This window comes from Psychrobacter immobilis (genome assembly GCF_904846065.1).
In the GTDB taxonomy this organism is placed as follows: Bacteria; Pseudomonadota; Gammaproteobacteria; order Pseudomonadales; family Moraxellaceae; genus Psychrobacter; species Psychrobacter immobilis_H.
Genome location: NZ_CAJGZV010000001.1, coordinates 1,520,874 through 1,544,623 on the forward strand (window position 1 = coordinate 1,520,874; position 23,750 = coordinate 1,544,623).

17 protein-coding genes and 1 pseudogene are annotated in these 23,750 nt (G+C 43.0%); 10 read left to right on the top strand and 8 right to left on the bottom strand.

Features of this window, described 5'->3' with window-relative positions; translation table 11 throughout:
* Window positions 1-311: 311 nt before the first annotated feature.
* The 5 genes from sohB (at window position 312) to JMW64_RS06385 (ending at window position 6,123) form a co-directional block, all read left to right on the top strand.
* On the top strand, window positions 312-1,292 hold the full coding sequence (sohB, locus tag JMW64_RS06365) for a protease SohB (protein ID WP_193008979.1): 981 nt from the start codon (window positions 312-314) through the stop codon (window positions 1,290-1,292).
* A 245-nt stretch (window positions 1,293-1,537) separates the two neighbouring features.
* Window positions 1,538-2,788: an acyl-CoA dehydrogenase family protein gene (locus tag JMW64_RS06370; RefSeq protein ID WP_198330334.1), complete on the top strand. Its 1,251-nt coding sequence runs from the start codon at window positions 1,538-1,540 to the stop codon at window positions 2,786-2,788.
* A gap of 153 nt (window positions 2,789-2,941) precedes the next feature.
* Window positions 2,942-4,225, top strand: coding sequence for a phosphotransferase family protein (locus tag JMW64_RS06375; protein WP_201553736.1), 1,284 nt, complete (start codon window positions 2,942-2,944; stop codon window positions 4,223-4,225).
* 68 nt (window positions 4,226-4,293) lie between these two features.
* The gene (locus tag JMW64_RS06380) at window positions 4,294-5,055 is read left to right on the top strand and encodes a histidine phosphatase family protein (RefSeq protein ID WP_087815269.1); all 762 of its coding nucleotides are present in this window, start codon (window positions 4,294-4,296) and stop codon (window positions 5,053-5,055) included.
* A 198-nt stretch (window positions 5,056-5,253) separates the two neighbouring features.
* Entirely contained in the window at window positions 5,254-6,123 is an 870-nt protein-coding gene (locus JMW64_RS06385; protein WP_087815272.1) for an SDR family oxidoreductase, read from the top strand.
* A 126-nt stretch (window positions 6,124-6,249) separates the two neighbouring features.
* On the opposite strand, the gene JMW64_RS06390 is transcribed toward JMW64_RS06385, so the two are convergent.
* The 5 genes and pseudogenes from JMW64_RS06390 to JMW64_RS06410 form a co-directional block, all read right to left on the bottom strand.
* Window positions 6,250-7,950, bottom strand: a complete 1,701-nt coding sequence (locus JMW64_RS06390) for an AMP-binding protein (protein ID WP_087815274.1) — start codon at window positions 7,948-7,950, stop codon at window positions 6,250-6,252.
* 636 nt (window positions 7,951-8,586) lie between these two features.
* Window positions 8,587-10,345 (bottom strand): annotated as a pseudogene (locus tag JMW64_RS06395) (AMP-binding protein).
* A gap of 553 nt (window positions 10,346-10,898) precedes the next feature.
* Window positions 10,899-11,690 (bottom strand): ABC transporter permease, encoded by a 792-nt coding sequence (locus tag JMW64_RS06400; RefSeq protein ID WP_201553737.1) that lies wholly within the window; start codon window positions 11,688-11,690, stop codon window positions 10,899-10,901.
* 100 nt (window positions 11,691-11,790) lie between these two features.
* The gene (locus JMW64_RS06405; RefSeq protein WP_201553738.1) at window positions 11,791-12,669 is read right to left on the bottom strand and encodes an ABC transporter ATP-binding protein; all 879 of its coding nucleotides are present in this window, start codon (window positions 12,667-12,669) and stop codon (window positions 11,791-11,793) included.
* A gap of 72 nt (window positions 12,670-12,741) precedes the next feature.
* Window positions 12,742-13,332: a hotdog family protein gene (locus JMW64_RS06410; RefSeq protein ID WP_201539207.1), complete on the bottom strand. Its 591-nt coding sequence runs from the start codon at window positions 13,330-13,332 to the stop codon at window positions 12,742-12,744.
* Window positions 13,333-13,553: 221 nt separating this feature from the next.
* Here JMW64_RS06410 and xthA point away from each other — a divergent pair, with 221 nt between their 5' ends.
* The 3 genes from xthA to JMW64_RS06425 all read left to right on the top strand — a co-directional run bounded on the left by xthA (window position 13,554) and on the right by JMW64_RS06425 (window position 16,571).
* The gene (gene xthA, locus JMW64_RS06415; protein WP_201553739.1) at window positions 13,554-14,378 is read left to right on the top strand and encodes an exodeoxyribonuclease III; all 825 of its coding nucleotides are present in this window, start codon (window positions 13,554-13,556) and stop codon (window positions 14,376-14,378) included.
* Between the two features lie 125 nt (window positions 14,379-14,503).
* Window positions 14,504-15,727 carry a bifunctional glutamate N-acetyltransferase/amino-acid acetyltransferase ArgJ gene (gene argJ, locus JMW64_RS06420; protein ID WP_201553740.1) on the top strand — a complete coding sequence of 408 codons (1,224 nt, stop codon included), beginning with the start codon at window positions 14,504-14,506 and terminating at the stop codon, window positions 15,725-15,727.
* A gap of 445 nt (window positions 15,728-16,172) precedes the next feature.
* Entirely contained in the window at window positions 16,173-16,571 is a 399-nt protein-coding gene (locus JMW64_RS06425; RefSeq protein ID WP_055124114.1) for a DUF4377 domain-containing protein, read from the top strand.
* A 141-nt stretch (window positions 16,572-16,712) separates the two neighbouring features.
* On the opposite strand, the gene JMW64_RS06430 is transcribed toward JMW64_RS06425, so the two are convergent.
* Window positions 16,713-18,146 (bottom strand): L-serine ammonia-lyase, encoded by a 1,434-nt coding sequence (locus JMW64_RS06430; protein ID WP_087815291.1) that lies wholly within the window; start codon window positions 18,144-18,146, stop codon window positions 16,713-16,715.
* A 539-nt stretch (window positions 18,147-18,685) separates the two neighbouring features.
* On the opposite strand from JMW64_RS06430, the gene JMW64_RS06435 reads away from it, so the two are divergent.
* Window positions 18,686-20,119 carry a solute carrier family 23 protein gene (locus tag JMW64_RS06435; RefSeq protein ID WP_227694089.1) on the top strand — a complete coding sequence of 478 codons (1,434 nt, stop codon included), beginning with the start codon at window positions 18,686-18,688 and terminating at the stop codon, window positions 20,117-20,119.
* 133 nt (window positions 20,120-20,252) lie between these two features.
* Here JMW64_RS06435 and JMW64_RS06440 read toward each other — a convergent pair whose 3' ends face one another.
* On the bottom strand, window positions 20,253-21,185 hold the full coding sequence (locus tag JMW64_RS06440; RefSeq protein WP_055124111.1) for a DMT family transporter: 933 nt from the start codon (window positions 21,183-21,185) through the stop codon (window positions 20,253-20,255).
* 404 nt (window positions 21,186-21,589) lie between these two features.
* On the opposite strand from JMW64_RS06440, the gene JMW64_RS06445 reads away from it, so the two are divergent.
* Window positions 21,590-22,591, top strand: coding sequence for a WG repeat-containing protein (locus tag JMW64_RS06445; protein ID WP_201553741.1), 1,002 nt, complete (start codon window positions 21,590-21,592; stop codon window positions 22,589-22,591).
* A gap of 124 nt (window positions 22,592-22,715) precedes the next feature.
* On the opposite strand, the gene JMW64_RS06450 is transcribed toward JMW64_RS06445, so the two are convergent.
* A complete protein-coding gene (locus JMW64_RS06450; RefSeq protein WP_201553742.1) occupies window positions 22,716-23,744 on the bottom strand; it encodes an alpha/beta fold hydrolase in 1,029 nt (342 codons plus the stop codon).
* Window positions 23,745-23,750: the final 6 nt, after the last annotated feature.

Below are 23,750 nucleotides of genomic sequence, written 5' to 3' on the forward strand. Positions count from 1 at the left end.
TGCAGCCATTGCTGTACGATTCAAGCTATCCGCTAAAAACGCACAAATAACGCGATTAAGACAAATGGTCATCACGTTGGCTACAGAAAATTTGGTGTAAACGCATATTATGCCTAATCTGCCCTTGTTATACAACCAGTGGCGTCCAATCAAAGCGTAGGAAAGTATCAGTAATGGGCGTATTTATTCAGTAACATTTGCATCGGGTTAAATATTGTCATTTTGCTTGAAAATATCAGCCACTGTGCACATATCAGGCTCACTTATAAAATCTTATTAAAATTATTCTAATCATGTAAGGAATGCTACTCATGCTTTTTCACCCTGCTAAGAACCCTGTTGAGCTACAAGTTGTTCATCTAAATAAAAGCCAAGAACAACGCCGTGAAGACTTAATGGAGGCAACTCAAGGTAAAGCCGCGCTTAAGCAATTCAAAAAAGTAATGGCTAAAAAAGCCAAGCAAGCATTGAAGGCAAAAAGCAAAAATAAGAAAAAAAACAGTGATAATAAATCACAAGTGTTCGTTCTCGACTTTGACGGTGATATCAAAGCCACGGCAGTCAAGCATTTACGCGAAGAAATCAGCACATTAATCAGCAGTGCAAATAAAGGCGATGAAGTCGTGGTACGTCTTGAATCAGGCGGCGGGTTGGTTCATGGTTATGGTTTGGCAGCAGCGCAATTGGCACGTCTAAAAGAGGCTGGTTTAAAATTGACAGTCTGTGTCGATAAAGTCGCGGCCAGTGGCGGTTATATGATGGCTTGTGTGGCAGATAACGTAGTGGCTGCGCCCTTTGCTATTATTGGCTCAATCGGTGTGGTATCACAGTTGCCAAACTTTCATAAATGGCTAAAAAATCATGACGTCGATTATGAGATGTTTACCGCTGGTGACTATAAACGTACCGTTACTATGTTTGGTGAAAATGATGCTGACGACCGTGCCAAGTACCAAGAAGAGCTTGAGCAAACGCATGAGTTATTCAAACATTTCGTTAACACCTATCGTCCAGCATTGGATGTCGCAAAAGTAGCAACAGGCGAGCATTGGTATGGTGAAGACGCACTAAAATTGAATTTAATTGACAGCCTACAAACCTCAGACAGCTATATTTTAGAGCGTATGGACGACAATGAAGTCTATGCACTGCATTCACGTCAAAAGCCAACGCTCGCCGAGAAGTTGGGATTGTCACAAGCTGCCGAAGCAACGGTGAATATTGCGATTGATAAGCTGCCAGATGCGCTAGCACGCTTTGATTTTAATAGCCGTTTAAATATCCTAAAGTAGTTTTCAGTTTTCCACTCTAAATAGAAGCATTGTTTGTATTTTGTAAAAGGCGTGTCCTAGCGGGTCGCGCCTTTTTGCTGTTTATTCATAAATGCTGTGTTATAAATGTGGCATACAGAACAGAGTATACGCACGTACACTATAAGATTAGTATTGGGCTTTTTATAAAAGCTTTATGTGAACGTGATGAAAATCATTAACCATCAGCAAGGAAAAGGATGCCAGCTATGTCTGAAAATACATTGATGTTTACCGCCACCGAACATGGTCAAGCCATGTATGCCAAAGTCAAAGCATTTATCGAAACTCATATTGAACCAATAGAAGCACAGTTTTGGGCGGATTGTCATGCGCAAAACCCAGACGGTAATTGGAAAAACTGGCAATGGCCAGAAAAATATGAGAGTTTGCGTAAACAAGCACGCGAAGCCGGTCTATGGAATTTATTTTTGCCAGATGACACGCTAGGGGCAGGGCTGTCGGTGACCGATTATGCACCGATTGCCGAGCTCACTGGACGTAGTTTATTAGCGCCTTATGTGTTTAACTGTAATGCCCCCGATAGTGGCAACATGGAGCTATTATGGCGCTATGGTTCAGAGGAGCAGCAAGACAAATGGCTCACACCAATCTTAGAAGGTAGAACGCGTTCGGTATTTTGTATGACTGAGCCTGATGTCGCCTCCAGTGATGCGACCAATATGCAAGCGACAGCTGTGGTTGATGGCGATGAGATTATTATCAATGGCAGTAAATGGTGGTCATCGGGTCTGGGTGACCCTGCGGTCGACATTTTGATTGTGATGGCGTACACGCCTGATGAGAATAAAGACCGTCATCATCAACATTCGATGGTATTGGTCCCAGCAAAGACAGCGGGTGTCAACATCGAGCGCATGCTCAAAGTCTTTGGCGATTATGATGCGCCGCATGGCCATGGTGAAGTCAGCTTTGATAAAGTACGTGTGCCCGTCAGTCACTTTATCGGTGGTGCAGGTATGGGCTTTGAGATTGCACAAGGTCGCCTAGGACCAGGTCGTATTCACCATTGCATGCGCTGTATTGGCGCTGCCGAAAAGTCGCTAGAGCTGGCTGTTAAGCGCGGCATGGAGCGTACGGCTTTTGGTAAGCCGTTATTACAACTGGGTGGTAATTTTGAGCGTATCGCTGAGGCGCGTATTAAGATTGACCAAGCGCGTTTATTGACATTATATGCAGCGCAAAAAATGGACGCGCAAGGCACAAAAGCGGCATTGACTGAAATCTCTGCTATTAAAGTGGTTGCGCCAACCGTGCTACAAGAAGTGGTCGATATGGCGATTCAGATTCATGGTGGCATGGGCGTTTGCCAAGATACGATGCTACCTGCATTCTTTGCGCAAGCACGAGCGCTGCGCTTAGCCGATGGTCCTGATGAAGTGCATAAAACGATGATTGCTAAGTTAGAATTAAAGCGTCAGGGTTTTATTCGCCCTTCTAAACCTGGTAAATCCTAAGTTTAGTTATTCATAAATTTATAGAAACTGATTTAAATAACCATCTGTTTAACTTAATTTCTCATTGAAATTCACTATTACACCGTTAATAGTGAATTTTCAGCCCTATACTCACTGATAAAACATAATTGACCACAGGATAAGGAATGTCATATGGCAACTGCTAATCAAAGCAAAACTACCATTGAAGAAGTAGCTAATAAAATCTTAGATAAAGGCGGTGAGGTTCGTGAGGGTGAAGAGCTTGATGCCAAAGCGGTCAGCTCATGGCTACGTGCTCAAGGCGTCGATATAGAAGGCGAGCCTACCGTTACTCAATTTTCAGGTGGTGCATCAAACTGGACCTATCGTTTGCAATATGAAGGCGAAGGTAAAAGTAAAAGCCAAGATTTAATTTTACGCCGTCCACCAAAAGGCACTAAAGCCAAATCAGCACACGACATGGTGCGCGAATATACGGTTCAAAAATCCTTAAAAGATGCTTATCCTTATGTACCTAAAATGGTCGCGTTATGTACGGATGAGTCCGTCATCGGTGCAGACTTTTATGTCATGGAGCGTATGGAAGGTATCATTCCTCGTGCCAATTTGCCAAAAGGCATCGATTTAAATGAAGAGCAAACGCGTGCATTATGTACCAATGTCATCGACGCTTTGATTGAATTGCATCAAGTCGATTATAAAGCGCATCCTGATTTGGTCAATCTTGGACGCGGTGAAGGTTACTGTGAGCGCCAAGTGACAGGTTGGGACAAGCGTTATGTCAAAGCCAAAACGCCCAATGTGCCAAGCTTTGCCTTGGTAAGACAATGGCTTGGTAAACATACGCCTGCTGACAGTAAGACTTGCCTCATTCATAACGATTGGCGCTTTGATAATGTGATTTTGGATGCAGCAGATCCGACCAAGGTGATCGGCGTACTTGATTGGGAAATGGCGACCTTGGGCGATCCTTTGATGGATTTGGGCAGCGCATTGGCGTATTGGATTGAAGAAGATGACAACATCATTATGCAGCAGTCACGCCGTCAGCCCACCCATTTAAAAGGCATGATGACTCGCGATGAGGTGGTTGCTTATTATCTTGAGCAGACAGGTCTAAAGATAGACAACTGGACATTTTATGAAGTGTTTGGTCTGTTCCGTCTAGCGGGTATCGTTCAGCAAATTTATTATCGCTACTATCATAAACAAACGACCAATCCCGCCTTTAAAAATTTCTGGATTATTGTGCACGTATTACATGCCAAATGTCTTAAACTAATTGCTCAATATGAAGGTGAGATTTTGTTTACTAGCCGAGTACAGCCGCATTTGCAAGATATAGGTGTTGATGCTGCGACGATTGAGCAGTTGCCAAGTCCTATACAGGCTGTTATTAAAGGTATTTTGCCAAAGAGCTATTTTGGACAAAGCGCACCTAAAGCTGAAGAGTAAGCAAATTAAAAATTGAAAATCTAGGGCTTTTAAAAATTATAAGAGTGCGATTAATAAGGCAATATTTTATGACAACCATACTTTTGGCCCGTCATGGTCAAGCGTCATTTGGACAAGAGAATTACGATCAACTCTCAGAGCTGGGTGGCAAGCAAGCGCAGATGCTAGGTCAGCATTACGCGACGACTCAGCGTCGAATTGATGCGATTTTTACTGGTAGTTTGGTTAGGCAGCAAGACTCTGCACATCATTTTTGGCAGCGTTATCAGTCATTTTTTGATAGCGATAGTAATATCTCTAGTAAGCCTGCGATCGATATGAGTGCAGCACCGGATAGCTATGTACTGCCACAATTTGATGAATTTAATCATAAGGACGTGTTGATAAAGTCTAATCCTGCTTTTATGAGTAAAGGTGCTATTGCGGCTGAGATTGCGCAAGCAGAAGTGCCGTCTATGCGTTTAGCGGAGTTGTTTGATGCCGCAATGCAGCGCTGGCATGCAGGTGAGAATGACGGTGATTATATTGAGAGCTGGTCACAATTTAATGAGCGGGCAAAACAAGCGCTTGAGCAAGTGCGTTTGCAAGTGGCTAATCTGAATTTAGAGCGTGATAGTACGGTGCTGGTGTTTACTTCGGGCGGCATTATTGCGGCTATTACCGCGCAGTTATTGCAGCAAGGCAGTCAGACTGCGTATCAAATTAATAAAAGCTTGGTTAATACGGGCGTAACGTCTATTACTTTAAAAGCGCAGAGTACACGGCTATTGTCTTTAAATGAATACAGTCACTTATTTGCTGATGGCAAACGCTTCGTGACGTGGCGATAACATAGCATGTGATGGCTGGTGGGACATCAGGATAAAATGGCTACTCTAAACACGTAGCCGATTTTTATGTTATTAAAATCGGCTATGATAATTGTTGAGTACTTTTTGTGTATTTTTATAACAGACAAGCCGCACTTATCAATTTGCGATATTATAGACTGTCAACTTCATATAATATGGATGTAAACAGGACGTTCTATGCAAAATAAATTGATCAATTTAGTCACCAAAAGCGCTAAACAAAGTAAAAATCAGCTATTTAGCGCGATTGTGCCCGCACGATACCTAAAAGGTTTAAATAAACAGCAGATTGGTCGTGGTAAAACAGTATTAATCACGGGTGCCAGCTCAGGACTGGGCGAAGGTATGGCAAGATTATTTGCTAAGCTTGGCTATAATTTGGCGATTTGCGCGCGTCGTACCGATCGTCTAGAAAGTCTACAATCAGAGTTAATGGCAGCGTATCCTGATATTCGTGTTGAATATCGAGCATTAGATGTCAGCGACTATGATGCCATATTCGATGTATTTGGTGCGTTCGCAACTGACTTTGGTCATATCGATCGTGTGGTGGTCAATGCGGGCGTCGGGGATAGTCGCCGTATTGGTAAAGGGCGCTTCGATACCAACCGCCGCACCGTTGAAATTAACTTTGTCTCTGCGCTCGCGCAATGTGAAGCGGCGATGAATATATTCCGCGCACAAAACAGCGGTCATCTGGTGGTGATATCAAGCATGTCAGCAATGCGTGGACTGCCTAAGCATTTGACCGCTTATGGCGCAAGTAAGGCAGGTCTGGCTCATCTGGCAGAAGGCATTCGTGCTGATATGTTATTAACCAAATTGCCTATTAAAGTCTCGACCATTTATCCGGGTTATATCCGTACTGAAATTAATGAAAATGCCAAACCACTACCGTTTGAAGTGGATGCAGATACGGGCACCAAATCCATCGTTGCAGCGATTGAGGCTGGAGTCGATGAAGCTTGTGTACCAAGTCTACCGTGGTCTATTGTCGGTCAAGCAATGAAGCATTTGCCATTGCAAGTGGTCAATAAAGTCAATTAGTAACTATTTGACTTCATTGCTTTGGTATCAACAGCAATGAAGTCAAAAAGAAGACAATAAAAAACCCTCAGCATTAAAGTTGAGGGTTTTTTATTGTCTTCTTTTTAAAAATATAAAATCTATGCACTACAGGGTTTGAGGATTATCCGACATATGCTTTTCACGTAGCTTTTGACGCAATATTTTACCCACATTACTCTTTGGCAACTCACTGACGAATTCGATATGACGTGGGCATTTATAGCCAGTCAAATTGTCCAAAGCAAATTCTTTAATATCACTCTTGGTAACATTGTTATCAGCAGGGACGATATAAATTTTGACTGCTTCGCCTTGGTGGTCATCAGGAATACCGATCACCGCACAATCAATGATGCCTTTATAATCTAGCATGACTGACTCGATTTCATTTGGGAAAACGTTAAAGCCTGAAACCAAAATCATATCTTTTTTGCGATCAAGTAAAGTGATATAGCCCCGTTCATCCATACTGATGATATCGCCAGTACGGAAGTAACCATCGCTGGTAAAGTCATTGCTATTGTCTTTATTAAAATAGCCTGAAGTGATGTTTGGGCCTTTAATGCACATCTCGCCAGCTTGATGTAAGCCGACACGATTACCTTCATCATCAACGACAATGATATCTACGCTAGGGACTGGTATACCAATCGTACCGTTAAACTTGCGATCAGTGATGACGTTAGCGGTACCAGCTGCAACCCCTTCAGTCATACCCCAACCTTCGACCATTGGGCAACCAGTGACTTCTAACCAGCGAGCAGCTGTTTGTTCAGTTGCTGCCATACCACCTGCTTGTGAGATGCGCAGTGAGCTAAAGTCCAAGTCTTTAAAGGTTGGTTGATCAAGTAAGCCTTTAAACAAAGTATTCACCGCTGGCAATATATGGAACGGCTGTTTTGACAGCGTTTTAACAAAGCCTGGCATATCGCGTGGGTTAGGAATCAAGATAAAGGTGTAACCTGAGCGCATGCCTAACAGGGTCAGCATAAAGGCAAAAATATGATACAGCGGTAACGCCATGACCATATTGATATAGACCTCATTAATATCTGAGGTGATAGGGCGGTACCAAGCTTCTGACTGCATCGCAGCGGCGACGACGTTACGCTGAGTCAAAACAGCGCCTTTCGACAAACCAGTCGTTCCACCGGTATATTGCAAAATTGCTTTTTGTTGCAGTGTGGTTTTTGGTGCTTGGATAGGCAAGTTTTTGCCTTTTTTCAGCACATCAGGAAACTTGGTCACATCGTATTTAGGGTCATTCAGGTTATATTTAGGCACTAAGCGTTTGACCTGACGGATAACCGTATTAACCAAAATACCCTTTAGCCCCATCATATCGCCCATTTTCGAGAGGACAATACGTTTGATGTCGGTTTCTTCAATGACTTGTTCGAGTGCTTGAGCAAAGTTATCAACCACAAAAATAACTTGAGCACCCGAGTCGTTCAACTGATGGCGCAGCTCACGACCGGTATACAGTGGGTTAACTGGGGTACAAACGTAGCCCGCCCGCAAAATACCAATCATCGTTGGCAGATATTGTGGCACGTTGGGCATCATGAGTGCAACGACACTGCCTTTAGGAATGCCTTGCGCTTGTAACCATGCAGCAACGGCAAGTGAGGCTTTATCCACATCACCATAAGTATGAGTGACACCCATACAAATAGTCATAGGATGCATACGAAAACGATTGAAACATTCCTCATACAGCTCTATGAGGCTCTCATATTGATCAGGATTAATGGTCTTGGGTACGTTTTCTGGATATTGCGCCAGCCAAGGCTTATCTACTGTCATACTTAGCGTCCTTAAATGTTGTGATACGTTAAGGTTCTATAAAAGAGTAGTCACATCCTTGTCAACAATATAAATCATCGCCTTGAGAGCAATGGATTGTCGCGTGCTATCCTATCGATTCACAGACTGCTAAAATACGGTGACCTCTATATAAATTATTTAACTACAAGCTCATTTCACTATAAAAAGCAGTGGTCTAAATACAGTAAACAGCTGGTTACTATTATCCTTACTAAGAAAAGCACCACTTGCTCATAAACTGATCTGAATTGAACGACTATCGGCTCACATTAATAAAAAATAGCGTGACTTATTTTGGCAACACATTAACATAACTACAATTGATATTGTTATTTTTATACAAGAACTTGATAGTTTATAATTAAGTTTGATAAAGCAAAAAATATATGTTGTAACCGTATAGAGGATAAGCGGTTATTAGAAAGGTGCGAACGGCACTTTCCTCGGAAATTTGTGAATCATTATACGAATCATCTAGTTTGTAGAAAAAGTTGTTATGTAAAAGCATTAACATTATAGTTACAAATCAATGACTTTCTGTATAAGAATGATAGATTCACATAAAAAAAGCGCTCTACATATGATGTAAAACGCTTTTGATAATGATTTCTTTATTTACAATTGTGGGTTGTCAGACATATGCTTTTCACGCAGTTTTTGACGTAGTACTTTACCCACATTACTCTTTGGCAACTCACTGACAAATTCGATATGACGCGGGCATTTATAGCCAGTCATATTGTCCAATGCAAATTCTTTAATGACGTCCTTGGTGACATTGTTATCGGCAGGAACGATATAAATTTTGACCGCTTCACCTTGATGCTCATCGGGAATGCCGATCACCGCACAATCAATAATACCATCACAATCTAGCATCACTGATTCAACCTCATTTGGGAAGACATTGAAGCCGGAAACCAAAATCATGTCTTTTTTACGGTCTAATAATCTAAAGTATCCTTTTTCATCCATGCTGACGATATCGCCAGTGCGAAAGTAGCCATCTGCCGTAAAGTCATCACTACTGTCTCTGTTAAGATAGCCTGAGGTTACGTTAGGACCTTTTACACACATCTCACCAGCTTCGTTTACACCAACGCGATTGCCTTCATCATCGATGACAATGACATCGACACTAGGAACAGGGACGCCAATCGTACCGTTAAACTTGCGATCAGTGATGACGTTAGCGGTACCTACAGCGACACCTTCTGTTCGTACCGTTAAACTTGCGATCAGTGATGACGTTAGCGGTACCTACAGCGACACCTTCTGTCATACCCCAACCCTCAATCATAGCGCAACCAGTGACTTCTAACCAGCGAGCAGCTGTCTGCTCAGTTGCTGCCATACCACCCGCTTGCGAGATACGTAGTGAGCTAAAATCTAACTCTTTAAAGTTTGGATGATCAAGTAGGCCTTTAAATAAGGTATTAACCGCTGGCAATATATGGAACGGCTGTTTTGATAAGGTTTTAATAAATCCTGGTATATCACGTGGATTAGGTATCAAGATAAAGGTGTAGCCTGAGCGCATGCCGAGTAGACTGAGCATAAAGGCAAAAATATGATAGAGCGGTAACGCCATCACCATATTGATATAGACCTCATTAATCTCTGACGTAATCGGTTTGGTCCATGCTTCTGATTGCATCGCCGCGGCGACGATATTACGCTGCGTTAAGATAGCCCCTTTAGATAGTCCTGTTGTGCCACCTGTATACTGTAAAAATGCTTTTTGATCTAATTGCATTTTTGGTTTATGGAAAGGAAGGCTTTTGCCTTTCTTCAGTACATCAGGAAACTTGGTCACTTCGTGCTTAGGGTCATTTAACTTGTACTTAGGCACTAAGCGTTTGACCTGACGAATGATGGTATTCACTAAGATACCTTTTAAGCCCATCATGTCGCCCATTTTTGATAGGACAATACGCTTAATATTGGTCTCATCAATGACTTGTTCGAGTGCTTGAGCAAAGTTATCAACCACAAAAATAACCTGAGCGCCAGAATCATTTAATTGATGGCGTAATTCACGACCAGTATACAGTGGGTTAACAGGAGTACAAACGTAGCCCGCTCGCAAAATACCAATCATCGTTGGCAGATATTGCGGCACGTTTGGCATCATGAGTGCGACTACACTGCCTTGAGGCAGCCCCTGCGCCTGCAACCATGCAGCAACAGCAAGTGAAGCTTTATCAACATCATCGTAGGTATGGGTCACGCCCATACAGATACTCATAGGGTGCAGACGAAAGCGCTCAAAACATTCTTCGTACAGCTCCATGATGCTGCTATATCTATCGGGGTTGATAGTTTTTGGTACACCATTAGGATAATGGGCAAGCCAAGGTTTATTCGGCGTCATAGTCAGCGTCCTTGAAGTTTAAAATAGGGTGAATTCTGTCGTAAAGCAGTCATATCCGTGTCAATAAAACACATCAGCGCTGACGTAAACCGTTTGCCGCTGAGCGTGATAATATCCTTATCTATTGACTGGCTGCTAGGTTTTATTACTATCGTACAAAACGACTTAATCATTATTAAAGGATAATGACGTCAATTGAACGAACAGATCGCTTAATTGTAAAAGCATTTTTGCTCTTAAATTAGCTCTACCTGTTATCTAACACTAAGGTATCAGAAAATAACGATACATTTAAGCAATACAGTAGCATGAATATCATCAAATACTATACTAGTATGAAATACTGAGCAGTGCATAAATAAAGCTGAAAAATATGATTTTTATGGAACATCACGTGATTAGATAGATGCGCTGTTTGTCACTTAAGATACGCTATTCGCCGCTTAATAAGTATAGAAATGAATGAGTTAAGCAAAAAAAATATCATAGCCAACATCAATATATCAACTAGAGATTTGTCAGCACTCCAACTGAATGTAGTTATGCTCAATTATTAAGGTAATATCAGCTGCTTGTTTTTATTAAAAAAGCGTCGATAAATGAGTAAAGCGCTGATCGTACAGCCGAGCGTACTGCTCACACATATCAAAAACATAGTGAGTATCTGATAGCGAATCGCTTGAGTGGGGTCAGCGCCAGCCAATATTTGACCCGTCATCATTCCGGGCAAGCTAACGATACCGACGACTAGCATAGAGTTCAGCGTTGGAGTCATGCCATTGACAATGGCGGCGCGTATTGGTTCATGCACTGCTTCAAATGGGCGAGCAGATAGGCTGAGCATCATCTCTATACGTCCTTGCTGCTCATGAAAGGATTCAATCAACTGGTTGCTGGTCAATGAGATAGCGGTGAGCGAATTGCCCAATATTAGCCCCAATATAGGAATAACGAATTGCGGTGTGTACCAAGGCTGTACCTTTAAAATAATCATGATGGCTATCGCAGTGACTAATATAGCCGAAGCGCTTACTGCCAGCAAAGTGTCAGTTAACAAACCTTTATAGCTACGTTTGACGCGATTTTTGGCAGCAGCGCCTGCAATCAAGGTCATGATGGTCAAAATTAACAGGACTTCATACCACTGTTCACGAGCAAAAATCCATGCCAATATCAAACCAATAAAACTAAGCTGGAGTACCGTGCGGATAGCTGCGATTAACAGCGTTTTGGTCAGCTGTAAGCGTAGCCGCCAAGAGATAATAAGAACGATGATAATTAAGCTGCTGGCAAGCGCAATATCACCGTAAGTTAAAAATACTTGTATGTCATCTGTACCGCTCATAGTGGCTCACTATATAAAATGACGAATATAAGATAGACGTTAATACGAATTTGTTAAAAAAAGTCATTTTAAAGAGTGACATGACAGGCTTAGCTCAACGTTAGAATATCTCAGTTAATACCCCTGCTTGCATCTGCCAATGCTGATCGGCTAATGGCATGATGTCTTTTGTATCGTGAGTTACCCACAGTAGTGTACGCTGACTATCTGCCTCTAACCAGTTCATGAGTAGATTGACGAGCTGGGCTGATGTGTCACTGTCTAGGGCAGCGGTAGGCTCATCTAGTAATAACACCCGTGGGTTCAATTGTAAGAGGCGTAACGTGTTGACCAGTTGCCGCTCGCCGCCCGATAGATGATAGATTTCTTGCTGCAAAAAGTCAGCGCTGCGTTGCAATTGCTCAAGCTGTGCGATATGCCAGTCGATATCAAACCTGCGATGCTGATGCGCTTGTAGCTGATAAGGCATTTGCAAGTTCTCAAGCACACTGCCTTCTAATAATTGTGGGTGCTGGGCGAGTAGGGCAACGTGCGTGCGCCACTGTATCGGTGCAGTATCATGGATACTATAATAAGCACTACTGGTTGATTGGTCATCAGAGCGCAAACGAACATTGCCACCGCTCATGGGCAATAGTCCAGCCAATACCCGTAATAATACCGATTTACCACTGCCAGAAGCGCCTGTCAACACGGTTACTTGACCTGCTAACAGCTTGCCTGTGGCGCCATCGATTAATAATCGTTGATGTGCAGGTATGATTGGCTGAGAGACAGGGTTTGGTCTTAGTTTGCCGATCCATCTTTGACAAATGGTAGATAGCGCAGATGTTGTGGCTTCTGTGGCCTCCATATTTTTGTCATTAATATTTTTATCGCCAACCTTATTCTCATTATAGGCAGGTATGCTGGCTGTACGTTTACTGTGTACCTGAATATTCTCTAATATCAGTATCGGTTTGTTATTATGGAGATGCATAAGTCATTATCGCTAATTATTCAGCCACTAAGTATCCAATCATTAAGTATCTAACTACTAATTATCCAACCACTAAGCATTCAACTGCTCGTGGATCGCTTGCTCAATGGCATCGCGTAAATGCTTTGGAACACGAATAGGGCGCATGGGCGTGGCACTAGCAACCGCAGTATCTGCCTTACTATTGGATAGCGGTTTGGTTTTGACTTGGTTTTGCACACAAGCAATGACAATTTTGCCACTACTTAATAAGCTGCTAGCATTAGCATTGCTATTAGCATAATCAGAAGAAAGGCTGTCTGGGCTGTTACGATAAATACTCTGGTAAAAGATAATGCTGGCAGGTTTTAACTCGACTTTATCGATGCGCACACTGATGACTTCATCTAACAAAATAGCTCTTTTGTATTGCAAGTCTGCTTGACTGACAACAAAATGCTGGATTTCTCCATCGTCAGTCTGCAAAAAATACCCGTTTAAATTCAGTTCCCCAAACCAATCACGGCGGCAGTTTTCAAAAAACACCAAATGATTGGCATGGTAGACTATACCGCCTGCATCAGTATGGTTAATATAGACATTATAATTTTTGGTAAACAATGGCGTATATTCGCCGTCTACACTTGCCACTGTGTTTGTATTTTTGCTGTTATTTTTTATCATAAAGATGCTCGGTCATTGTTTTAATAAATATTGTTCGATGTTCATGATTCGATGGCCAAAATTTGATAGTAGCCATATTAACCACAACTACTCTAGCTTAAGATATCAGGGCGCGCAACAGTTAGGTCGGTCGACGTCTGTTATGATAGTGGATTATGCATTTTCATGGCCCATTTCTTTATATTAGCACCGTATTTTCATCAATTAGTATAGGATAATTTATGACCCGTTTTGTCAGTTTTAATATCAATGGTATTCGCGCTCGTCAACATCAGCTTGAGGCCGTGCGAGAAGTGATCGATCCTGATGTGATGGGTCTACAGGAAACCAAAGTACATGATGAGCAATTCCCCCTAGAAAACATAGAGAGTCTGGGCTATCACGTAGAGTACTTTGGGCAAAAAGCCCATTATGGTGTGGCGCTACTATCCAAGGTTGCACCTATATTTGTGCAAAAGGGTTTTCCTGGTGAAGAGGTCGAGGCACAGAAGCGTTTTATTCATGCACGATATGAATTTGACGGTCGTGAAATTGATGTGCTTAATGGCTATTTTCCACAAGGAGAGAGCCAAGACCATCCGACTAAATTTCCGATGAAGCGGGCTTATTATGCAGATTTAATGGCGTATATCGATACCCTAAAAGCAGAAGGTCGCTCGCTCATAATCATGGGTGATATGAATATTGCTCCAGAAGATACTGATATTGGCATTGGCGACGTCAATGCTAAGCGCTGGTTGAAAAATAGAAAGACCTCGTTTTTACCAGAAGAACGCGAGTGGTATGCGGCGCTGATGTCACGCGAGCTGACAGATACCTATCGCTTACATTATCCAGAGAGCACAGAGCTATATAGCTGGTTTGATTATCGCAGCCGTGGGTTCAATGATGAGCCGAAACGTGGCTTGCGTATCGATCATATTTTGTGCAGCTCGGATCTTGTTGAGGCCTGTGTTGATGCTGGGATTAGTTATGAGCTACGGGCGATGGAAAAACCGTCTGATCATGCGCCAATTTGGTCGGCATTTGATTTAAAAAAACGGTAATATTTATATAGGTCGCGTTTGATACTTCACCAGCAGTAGCGTCATGGTGAACGCTCAACGCATCTTAGTATTTACCGCATCATCTGTTATAAATAATGATAAAATTTTACAATAAGGATTAAACCATGGCAGTCGGAAATGTTGCAGTACCTGATATTATTTATCCTATCGAAGGAATCAAGCTAAGCGCCACTGCCGCAGGCGTACGCTATAAAGACCGAGATGATTTAGTAGTGATTGAGATCGCTGATACCGCGACCACTGCGGTTGTGACCACCAAAAACACCTTTTGTGCTGCGCCTGTACGGGTGTTGCGTGAGCATTTTGCCAAGATGAGTCCGCGTTATTTGGTCACTAACACAGGTAATGCTAATGCTGGGACGGGTGCTGATGGCAAACGTCGCGCCGTTGATATCTGTGCCGCTCTGGCGAGTAAGGCTGGCGTGGATAGTAATGCAATATTGCCATTCTCGACTGGTGTCATTGGCGAGCCATTAAATAGCGATGCGGTCATCGCGGGCTTAGATAATGCACTTGCCAATTTGGGGGCTGATAATTGGCTTGCCGCGGCGAATGGTATTCGCACCACAGATACGATTCCGAAGCTCGCTAGCCAAAAAATCGACGTGGCGGGTGTTAGCTATCATATAACGGGTATGTCGAAAGGCTCAGGCATGATACGCCCTAATATGGCAACCATGCTGGGTTATGTGGCAACTGATGCCAATATCGCTGCTGACCTATTACAAGAGATGCTAAGTGCCATTAATGAGCAGTCTTTTAACCGCATCACTGTCGATGGCGACACTTCAACCAATGATTGCTGTGTGTTGATCGCCACGGGTGCTGCCAGCTCAGATATCATTGATAGTCCAGAACATCCGCATTATCAGGCTATATTTTCGGCTTTGACCGAGGTGTTTGTCCGTCTGGCGCAATTAATCGTACGTGATGGCGAGGGTGCTACCAAGTTTATGACCGTCAACGTCACTGGTGGCAAAACAACGCAAGAGTGCTGCGATGTGGCATATGCGGTCGCGCATTCACCGTTGGTCAAAACCGCATTTTTCGCTAGCGATGCCAATTGGGGTCGTATCTTAGCGGCAGTGGGTTATGCTGGTATCGAAGACTTGGATACGGAACAAGTGGATGTTTATCTAGATGAAGTCATGATTTGCCAGAATGGTGGTGTCGCCCCTAGTTATACGGAAGCGGCAGGTAAGACCGTCATGAGTCGCCCTGAGATTACCATTCATATCGATCTTGCTCGCGGCGATGCTAGCGATACGGTTTATACTTGTGATTTGTCCTATGACTACGTCAAAATTAATGCGGATTATCGTAGTTAAGGGTTATCACTGTCAGCTAAGTAAAATACTTTTTAATGAATAACTGAGCCAGAGTGACTATCACTCTGGCTTTTTGATGTGTAAATTTTTCTCAGTATCAATTTACTCTACTATTCAATACGCGCGATTAACAACAGTTGCAAAAGCTGACGTTACTTTACAAAGCAGTTATAGAGCAGAAGACGAGTTGCGCTCTATACTGGTCTCAGTAAACGAACAATAGACGACATTATTGAGACGTAATAGGTTTATTCGCTAAAGCTAAATGAAGTGAAAAAGCTAAACGAAGCGAATATTCTTGCTCGGCTCAATATTGACAGTAGTATTACACCCATCGCAAAAATTGACTGATATTTTTAAAATATATTTACCAGCATGATGTGTCCAAAATAATAATCTCAAACCATCAATAATGTATTTATAACAATTAACTGAGGATTTAATAATGAAAAAATTAGTACTTGCAGCAGTAATGACCGCCTTTGCCCTGTCAGGTTGCTCTACCATGGGTATGGATAACGAACGTACGATGGTTGTCGATGGGCAACCTATGAATGTTAAAGTGGTTAACATTCCAAGTTTTGAAATAGAAGTAGCACCACTGAAAGCTGTCTGTGAGCTGTCAACAGCTGAGGGTACTAAGGTTGAAGCAGAATGCCTACAGTATCGCCAGACTTATCAGAAAAACTACACACCTTTAAACGGCAATATTCAGGGCTTCACTTATGAGCCAAACTATCGTTATGTTCTAGACGTTCGCCAAGAAGTAATGATGGATGAAAATACTAACATGGCTAAGCCAGTTTGGATTCTAAACGAAGTGGTTTCAAAAACAGCTGAGTAATGAATCATTGAGTATGTCTAGTTAACGAGCATATTTAACCAAAATAAAAAAGACCTCTAATTCTGTATTAGGGGTCTTTTTTATTTCAGCAAATACTTGGGAATGTGATGTCAGGATAAGCTATATTAAACAATCGTTATGTTAGCACTGACTATATTTTACACTGACGCCATGAGTGGCAGTAGGGATGCGATTGTCTGCATAAACGGCAAGACCGCCTCGTGAGGTTTCTTTGTATTTATCTAGCATATCCGCACCAGTGACTTTCATGGTTTCAATCACTTTATCTAAAGAGACAAAGTGCTGTCCATTACCACGGCAAGCAAGTCGCGCCGCATTGACAGCTTTGACGGCGCCCATGGCATTGCGCTCGATACAAGGCACTTGCACTAGACCGCCTACAGGGTCGCATGTCAGACCTAAGTTATGTTCGATACCAATTTCGGCCGCATTAAGGCATTTAGCTGGATCACCGCCTAAAATTTCTGCCAAGGCAGAAGCTGCCATGGCACAAGCAGAACCAACTTCACCTTGGCAACCAACTTCAGCGCCAGAGATGGAGGCATTTTGTTTGATTAAACTGCCAATAGCAGTCGCATTTAACAAAAACTTGCGTGCACCATCTTGGCTATAGCTTGATAAAAAGTCACGATAGTAATGCATCACCGCAGGAATAATACCTGCTGCACCGTTGGTGGGGGCAGTGACGACATTTCCGCCATTGGCATTTTCTTCATTGACCGCTAAGGCATATAAATCAATCCAATCCATGGCAGCGAGTTTGTCATTTTTGGTAATGGGTTGGTTTTTCTCGGCGCACAGCTGTAGATGTAATGCTTGGGCACGGCGCTTTACATCCAAGCCTCCAGGCAATATGCCACTGTTTTGACAGCCTCGCGTCACGCAGTCCTGCATTGACTCCCAAATAGAGTCTAAATAAGCAAAAACTTCTGATTGATTGCGGTAATGACATTCATTTGCTAATACCAATTCACTAACGCTTAAGTGGTGTTGACGACATTGCTCCAGCAATTCTGCGGCGCTATTAAAGGGGTAAGGAATGGCGTCAATGGTCGGTGTGGCGTTATCTTCATCCGGATTGGTGGCATCTTCTTCATTGATAACAAAGCCGCCACCTACCGAATAATAGGTTTGTTGATAATGACTGCCGTCGGTCAATAATGCACGGATAGTCAAGGCATTAGGATGGTAGGGCAAAACGGTTTCGTCATACCAGTGAATATCGCGCTCTGTCTCAAAGGCAATAACATGCGTGCCTGCTATATTGAGCTGTTTGTCTGAAAAAATCGGCGACAAATATTGACTGGTCAAACGGGTATCGATCGTACTAGGAGCATGCCCAAGCAGCCCTAACAATATAGCAGTATCGGTTGCATGCCCTTTGCCTGTGGCTGCCAAAGAGCCATAAAGCTCAATTTCAACGCCTGTAATAGCCGTCAGCTCTGTTTGCTTGGTTAATGAGCCCAAAAAAAGATTGGCGGCGACCATGGGTCCTACCGTGTGTGAGCTTGATGGGCCAATACCAATTTTAAATAAATCAAAAACACTAATCATAATAACTTACCAAGTTTTTTAAGTGCACTAACATGTTATATAGCTGCTTTAGGCACTTTCATTGAGAATATAACAGGCAGCTCTCGCTTATAGCACCGACAAAGGTGTAGAGGAAGCACCGCCCATGGAAGTATTAACGCAAAAGAGGAAAAATGGTGATTGAATAATAACTTTTATTTGTTTTGAAACTCCGCTATCATGCTCGGAGCTAATGGCTATGTAACATCCTGTAAGTTTATTGTCGCTGCAGAATACACTGAGTCATAAGCGACCATAACCATTTTTTAGTTAAACATATCCGACCACATACATCTACCAAAACATGGTCATCATACCAAATAATACTTTTGGTTTGCCATATTGCAACATAAATGAATGAATCAGGGCGACATATTATAAATGAAAAGATGCGGATTTTACTCGTTATCGTAATTTCTAGCCACATATTCTTGCCGATTGATGCCCTGATTTAACTCAATTTTTATTTTTCATTTACTGTTGTCTATTATTTTAGCCCAGTTTACATAGGACAAGCGTGTATGCCCTCTCAAAAAGACCCTTCCTCGCCTTTAGAAAACAGCGCTCAAGCACCATCTGCTGAACCTGGATTAGAGGCTGCGGCGATCAGTCCTCCGTATAATCCAGACTTTGAAAATGGACGCTGGTTTCCGACATGGCGTCCATATCAAGGCGATTTAGATCGTGATCCAGTCGGTATCAATGAATATCTGCCACCGTCAAAAAGCGTGCTATTAGGTGTACAGCATACTTTTGCGATGTTTGGTGCGACCGTGCTTGCGCCGCTGTTAATGGGCTTTGATCCCAACTTGGCCATTTTGATGTCAGGTATCTGTACGGTGATGTTCTTTATGATCACTGGTGGGCGCATGCCGAGCTATTTGGGCTCAAGTTTTGCTTTCATTGGTCCCGTTATCGCTGTGACAGCTTATGCAGGCGCAGGGTTCAATGGTAATTTGAATGTCGCTTTGGGCGGCATCATGGCTTGCGGTATCATTTATGCGTTAATTGGGCTGCTGGTGATGAAAACGGGTACTGGCTGGATTGAGCGTTTGATGCCGCCTATCGTTACTGGTGCTATCGTGATGATTATTGGTCTCAACTTAGCGCCAGTGACCATTCAAGGGGTGTCTGCCAATCAGTTTGATGCTTGGATGGCTACCTTGACCGTATTACTCATCAGTGGTGTGGCTGTTTTTACACGCGGTATGCTGCGTCGTCTGTTATTATTGGTTGGTTTAATATTATCCTATTTTGCCTATTTTATCATGACCAACGTCATGGGTTTTGGCGCAGCGATTGACTTTAGTAGCGTGGCAGCTGCTTCGTGGTTTGGCTTACCTAGTATCCATACGCCTCGCTTTGAGATGAGTGCTATTATTCTGATTGCGCCTGTGGCCTTTATTTTGGTGGCTGAAAACTTAGGGCATTTTAAGGCTGTTGAAGGTATGACCAAAGCTCGTGTCACGCCTTATATGGGTCGAGCATTTTTTGCTGATGGTTTGGCAACCACTTTTTCAGCAGGATTTGGTGGCACTGGTGTGACGACTTATGCTGAAAACATCGGTGTGATGGCGGTGACTAAGGTATATAGCACAACAATATTTGTCGTGGCAGGTGTGGTAGCTATTTTATTGGGGCTATCACCAAAATTTGGTGCCATAATTCAGACGATACCAGCCGCTTTATTGGGCGGTGCGTCCATCGTGGTGTTTGGTTTGATTGCTATTGCAGGGGTCAAAATTTGGATAGACAGTCGTATCGACTTTAGTAAAAACAGTAACCTAATTATCGCAGCCGTGACCGTTATTATGGGTACGGGTAACTTTAGTTTGCATTTAGGCGGCTTTGATTTGGGCGGTATCGGTACGGCGACTTTGGCAGCGATTGTCTTAAATGCGTTATTTAATCAAGGATCTGAAGCGAAGGCCGCTCATCAATCATTGGCTAAGTAACCCGCTTTTATGCTGCTGAGGTTTTATACCTATCAGATAATGATGGTAACAGCATATTCATTCCATAAAAAGCGCCCATGCTACCGATAGCATGGGCGCTTTTTATGGAGTGGCAACAAGTGCAGAATAAAAGCTACTTGTAGTCTCGCTTGTAAAATTTTGAGAAAAACCGATAACGTCGTAGGGCGCGCGGCTTAGGTTTCAGTGAACCCAAATAGATTGCAAACATGGTCAACAGAGCACCACTCCACTGTAAGCTATTAATCGGTTTGTCCAGCCAGCTATAATCAATGACCAATGCGGCAATCGGTTCTGATAATAATAATAACCCAGTTAACGCCAAAGACAGCTTAGGAATGGAATAAGCAATTAAACCCCACGCCAAGCATTGCATCACTGTGCCGTAGATAAGCACCCAGCCAATTTCAGACCAAGTGTTTGGCAAAATATGACCCATATCAAACACAAACATAGGAATAATCATCGCCAATACACCACCGATACTAATCAGCTGCATCAGCATAAATATGGGTGTGGGTTCAGTATCATGGGTCTTACGGATAAAGGTCATCGATGCCGCTAGCATTGCCCCTGAGACGATACCAGTGATGAACCCCCAAGTGGCGGCGCTGTTATGCGCAAACTCAGGACTGCCTATCATGGCCACACCAAACATGGCTAAAAATAAACTGATAAGCTGCAATATAGATTGGCGTTCGTTAAAATATAAGAACCCAATGGCGGCTAAAAAGAAAATCTGTAGGCTATTCAGTAACGTTGAGATGCCAGGACCAACCGCATAAATACTCTCGTGCCAGAGCGCCAGATCTAAGCCTAAAAAGACACCTGATAATAAACCATAAAAAATAGCGCGCCTTGAGCGGGGTAGACGCTGTCCCATGATTTTGGCCAATACAGCGAATACGACACCTGAAATAGCCAAGCGCCAAAATGCCATTGCCCAACCGCCAATATCAACGTGAGCGACAATCAAACTACCTAAACCAAAGATAATACAACCAATGACCAACCCAGTAGAGGCAGAGCGTGAAGAAGCAATCGCCATACAATGTCCTTATATCCGTATTATTATTTTATCTTACTGTATCAACGATGACGCCAATGAATACTGACGCTAATACAAGCCGTATTGTCTAGGTTTTGACGCTAAAATGAAATGGTCAAACCATCATTTATGCTTATTGTTTGATTTATTATTGCTGTATCAGGTTTTATCTCTGTATATGCTAGGTATAAAATCAATGATGACCTTAAGCTTCACTCATATAAGAAAATCTCTATAACAATACGAATATATGGTGGAGACATCCTTACAGGAACGATGTTGGCGTGGATATCACTATTTGCTAATCTAGTGGTTTATAATCACTGTAGTGGCACAATAAAACAGGATAGTTTCTTATTAGTCTTTACCTCAAGTACTTAAATCCCATTAGCCTAGGTTCATCTATGTTGCGACGTTCATTATCCCTACAACAACGACCATTGATATCTGGTTTTGCTATCGCCATCTTTGCTAGTACGCTATTTATGGCGCCAAACGTACAAGCGGCCAGTTGCAAAATTCCAAAAAGTTATTATAAAAACGTGGCTTGTACGGCAAATAGCGGCTATTTTTTGGCAACAAAAGATTTCGGCGCGCCAGTTGCTCTGATTAATAGTAAGGGCAAAAGCGTCGTTGATTTATCACGTTATCAAAAAGTCGATGCCAGTAAGATATCGGCAGGTTTACTGCCTGTACTGCGCAATGGTCATGTCGGTTATCTTAATATGCAAGGTCGTGAAGTAGTGCCTGCGATGTATGATGTGCTTAAAGAAGGACAGGGTTGGGCGCGTCCCGTCTCTAATGGGCGTATCGTGGTAAAGCAGGATGGTAAATATGGGGTCATTACTACTAGTAATAAAACCATCGTGCCGTTTTCGTCCGCGATTAGTGATATTGATGATTACCAAAATGGTATCGCCCGTGTACGTAAAAATCAAGCGATCAGTTGGATTGATGAAAACGGCAAAACGACCAGTGACCCAAGTGGTAATAACAACGAGCAATCCACGACGCCACGAGCACCTGCCAGCGCTAATGGCAATGCATCCTCATCCAACCAGACACTTCCCAATCGCTTTACGATGCTACAACCGCGTCAGCAAGATGGCAAATGGGGGTTTATCGATGATAATAATGTGACCATGATTACCTATTCTTTTGACGAGGTGCGTCCCTTTGCCGAAAGCTTGGCGGGCGTACGTATCGATGAAAACTGGGGCTTTGTTAATCTTGGTGGCGAGTTGGTGATTCCTTTTCGCTTTGCCAATAGCGGTGTGTCGGCTGGTGATCTTTATCAAGGCAAACCCGCCTTTACCTTTACTGGTGGTAAAGCGTGGATTGGTAATCTAAAAAACGGCAATAAAATGTGTATCGATAAGGAGGGCACAGGAGTAGGCTGTGATTAAGCGGCGCGTCCAAATCTAAAGACTTACATGATCTAGGTAAAATACCAGCATAAAAAAGAGCGTAAACCCTATGAATCAATAGTAGGATTTACGCTCTTTTTTATGGATTGTGTGACAACTAAAACTATTCGTCTAATAAATGATTGCTGATTAAATCAACCATATAAGGTTGATAGTATTCAGGAATATCATGCGCCATGCCTTCGATTAAATGAAACTTGGCATTCGGAATGGTCTTGGCAACCACGCGACCTTGTGAGGCGGGCAGTAGTCCATCTGCGCTACCATGCAGTACGATAGTCGGTGCTTTGACTTGCTTGCTAAACCGGCTAATAGAGCCTGACGCCAAGATAGCATTGAGCTGTTGTACCGTGCCGAGCGGATGAAAGTTGCGCTGATAACGCAATTTGGCAATTTCACGCACCATACGTACGTTGACATGCCCAGGCGTACCGACTGTCTTCATAAACCACACACTATGACGCACGATATCGCGCTCAGAATGACTTTCAGGGCGGTTGATCAGGGTATATAGCTGCTTAGGTTTTGGTGGTTTTAAAAATGCACGGTTGGTCGTGGTAAACATCAACGCCATACGCTGCACTAGACTTGGATAACGTGCCGCTACGATTTGCGCAATCATGCCGCCCATCGAAGCGCCAATCAGATGGGTTTTGCCCAACTGCAATGCTTTAATCAAACGAGCGGTATCTTCTGCCATATCCGTTAAATTATAAGCAACTTGCGTACCTTTATTGGACAACCCGGTTTGCAGGCGCATCATCATTTTTAGCTGACTGATACGCGGTAGTCCATCAATCTGCACTTTAGAAGACAGACCAATATCACGATTATCAAAACGAATGACAAAAAACCCGGCATCAATAAGGCGCTTGATAAAATTATCTGGCCAAAATATCATCTGTGAGCCAAGTCCCATAATCATGAGCAGTGGTGGATTATTAGGATTGCCACCTGCCTCAACACACAGCTCAATGCCATCGCCGATATCAATCATTGATTGATACAGATGCTTGCTAAGGTCAGAGTCTCGCCATTGGTGCGCGCCAAACTTTTGCCACTCAGGAGTAGGGTAGCCACCTAAGTCTTCTGGTAGGGTTGCCGATGGTTTGATGTCATTCGATGTTGTCATGAAGTG